We start from the raw sequence: 2,863 nt of genomic DNA, 5'->3' as shown, positions 1-2,863 counted from the left end.
GCGTCGTACTCCGGGAACGCCAGGATGAACTGCCCGAACGCACCGTCGGCGCGGTACGTGTTGTGACGGCCGCGCCAGAACTGGAAGCCGTATCCCTGCCTCCAGTCCGGGTTGTCCGCGTCGTTGGTGACCTGCTTCGAGGTGGCGGCCTCGTACCATTCGGCCGGGACGAGCTGCTTGCCGTCCCACTCGCCGTGCTGGACCATCAGCTGCCCGAAGCAGGCGAGCGACTCCGTGTTGAGACTGAGCCCCCAGCCGCCGACGGTGATGCCCTCCTTCGACACCTGCCAGGTCGCCTCGGTGGCGCCGAGCGGCTCGAACAGCCGCGGCCGCAGGTAGTCGAGCAGGTTCTCCCCGGTCAGGCGCTGCAAGATCGCGGAGAGCATGTAGGTCGCGCCGCTGTTGTAGACGAACAGGCTGCCGGGCTCGTGGGCGACCTCGAGGCCGAGGAAGATCTTCACCATCCGGCGGTCGCGGCTGAGGGCCTCGACGGTGTCCTGCGAGTGGCCGGTCGTCATCGTCAGCAGGTGCCGGACCTTCATCGCGGCCAGGTTGTCGCTGATCGTCTCCGGCAGCTCGTCCGCGGTGAAGAACGAGATGACCGGATCGTCGATTGTCAACAATCCTGCGTCGACGGCGAGGCCGACCGCTGTCGAGGTGAAGCTCTTCGACACCGAGAAGAGCAGGTGGCGGTCGTCGAGGCGGTACGGCGCCCACGCCTCCTCCAGCACCACCTGTCCGTGCCGCACCAGCATGACTGTCTGGATCTCCGGCTGTCCCGCATCCAGCGCTCCGACGAAACTGTCGAGCGCCGCGGCGGACAGGCCCTGGGCTTCTGGCGTACTGCGTGGAAGTCTGCTCACCAACAGCACGCTATCTCTCCGAACGGGGAAATATCAGGTGAGTTCTGCCAGCCGAGCAGCCGTGATCGTCAACCCGGTCAAGGTCGACGGCGACGAGTTCCGCGACACGGTCCGGAAGGCACTCGGCGCGCGCGGGTACGCGGACCCGCTGTGGCTCGAGACGACCGCGGACGACGCCGGAGTGACGATGGCCCGGCGCGCGATCGACGATCAGGTCGACCTGGTGCTGGTCGCGGGCGGTGACGGCACCGTGCGCGTGGTCTGCTCCGAGCTCGCGCGGACCGGGATCCCGGTCGCGGTCCTGCCGGGCGGCACCGGGAACCTGCTGGCGCGCAACCTCGGGATCCCGCTCGGGCTCGAGGACGCTCTGACGGCGCTGCTCGACGGTTCGGAACGGCGGATCGACAGCGTGCTCGTCGAGGGCGACGAACTGCCGGCCGGCCGGTTCGTGGTGATGGCGGGGCTCGGGCTGGACGCCGCGATCATCGACGACGCGCCGGACGACCTGAAGAAACGCGTCGGCTGGGCGGCGTACGTCGTGTCGACGATCAAGAACCTGAACCATCCGTTCGTGCACGTGGAGATCGTCGTCGACGACCGGCCGCTGGTACGCCGTCGCGCCCGCACGGTGGTGATCGGCAACGTCGGCACCCTGCAGGCGAACATCCCGCTGCTGCCGGACGCGGAACCCGACGACGGCCGGATCGATCTGGTCGTGCTCGCCCCGCGCCGGATCAGCCACTGGCTCCGCCTGGTGCTCGGGCTGGTGGTCAGATCCTGGCGCGAACGCCACATCGAACGGTTCACCGGCCGCCGCATCGAGGTTCGTGCCGACCGGACGGTACGCCGCGAGCTCGACGGCGACATCGTCTCCGACGGGCGGTCGCTGGTCGCGGAGGCCGACCCGTCATCGCTCGTCGTCCGGGCGCCGTGACGGCTGGACGTGCGTCAGCTTGTCCGGGTTGACGACACCGTGGACGGCGTTGATCCGGCCGCCGGCGACGACGAACGACCAGATCGCGATAGTGCGGTCCGCGGGGTCGTGGATCCGCAGCGCCGGCTGCCCGCCGACGTGCACCGGCTCGGTACTCAGGTCGCGGAACTTGCCGAACGCGCCGATCACCAGGCGGGCGATGTTGGGGGCGCCGTGCACCGGGCGCGGGAAGCCGCCCTTGCCGCCGCCGTCGCCGGTGAAGCTGGCGTCGGGGGTGAGCAGCGCCACCAGGGCGTCGAGGTCGCCGTTCTCGGCGGCCGCGACGAAGCGCCGGAGGAGTTCGTCGCGTTCTTCCCGGGACGGGTCGAAGCGCGGTCGATTGTCGGCAATCCTACGACGGGCGCGTACGGCGAGCTGCCGGCAGTTGGCCGGCGTCTTGCCGAGGATGACGGCCAGCTCGTCGTACGAGTAGCCGAACACGTCGCCGAGCAGGAACACCGCGCGCTGGTCGGGGGAGAGGCGTTCGAGGACGACGAGGAACGCGGTCGAGAGCGAGTCCGACAGCGCGGCCCGGTCCGCGAGGTCGACGTACTCGTCGACGGCCGGCTCCGGCAGCCACGGCCCGAAGTACTGCTCCCGTTGCCGCCGTGCCGACCGCAGCTGGTCGATCGCCAACCTGGTCGTGACCGTGGTGAGGAACGACTTGGGTGACGCCACCTCGGGCTCGCGGTGCAGCCGGAGGTACGCCTCCTGGACGACGTCCTCCGCGTCCCCGAACGTTCCGAGCATCCGGTACGCGATCGACAGCAGCAGCGGCCTCAGTTCCTCCATCACACCCGTCTCAGACGATCGAGGCATCCTCTCCGTGACAATGTCCAACAGTGTCTGACAGTGTCACAGACCGGATCGTCGGATCGTCTGCAATCTGCATGAACACAATCGTCTGGATCTTCACCGGAGCGCTGGCGGTGGTCTTCACGATCTCCGGCATCCTGAAGGCCACCATGTCCCGCGCTCGCCTGATCGCCACCGGCCAGACCGGGATCGCACCGTTCCCGATGCCGCT

3 protein-coding genes are annotated in these 2,863 nt (G+C 68.9%); 1 reads left to right on the top strand and 2 read right to left on the bottom strand.

All coding sequences use genetic code 11. The annotated features are described in order from the left end of the window. Positions 1-863: serine hydrolase (locus tag VFF46_RS22965; protein ID WP_325039254.1), on the bottom strand; the 863-nt coding region annotated here is incomplete at its 3' end. A gap of 37 nt (positions 864-900) precedes the next feature. Between VFF46_RS22965 and VFF46_RS22960 the strand changes: the two genes are divergently transcribed. Continuing rightward, on the top strand, positions 901-1,797 hold the full coding sequence (locus VFF46_RS22960) for a diacylglycerol/lipid kinase family protein (protein WP_325039253.1): 897 nt from the start codon (positions 901-903) through the stop codon (positions 1,795-1,797). Here VFF46_RS22960 and sigJ read toward each other — a convergent pair. After that, a complete protein-coding gene (sigJ, locus tag VFF46_RS22955) occupies positions 1,771-2,628 on the bottom strand; it encodes an RNA polymerase sigma factor SigJ (protein WP_325039252.1) in 858 nt (285 codons plus the stop codon). The two genes, VFF46_RS22960 and sigJ, sit on opposite strands and share 27 nt — an antisense overlap. Between the last annotated feature and the right edge of the window lie 235 nt (positions 2,629-2,863).

The sequence above is a fragment of the Kribbella sp. genome, from assembly GCF_035655035.1.
GTDB lineage: Bacteria > Actinomycetota > Actinomycetes > Propionibacteriales > Kribbellaceae > Kribbella.
The sequence above is the reverse complement of the archived record's forward strand: the minus strand, read 5'-3'. Positions and strand labels throughout refer to the sequence as shown.

Bases quoted from the DNA above. Each gene is read 5' to 3' on its own strand.
- sigJ (WP_325039252.1), bottom strand. From the start codon at position 2,628: ATGGAGGAACTGAGGCCGCTGCTGCTGTCGATCGCGTACCGGATGCTC.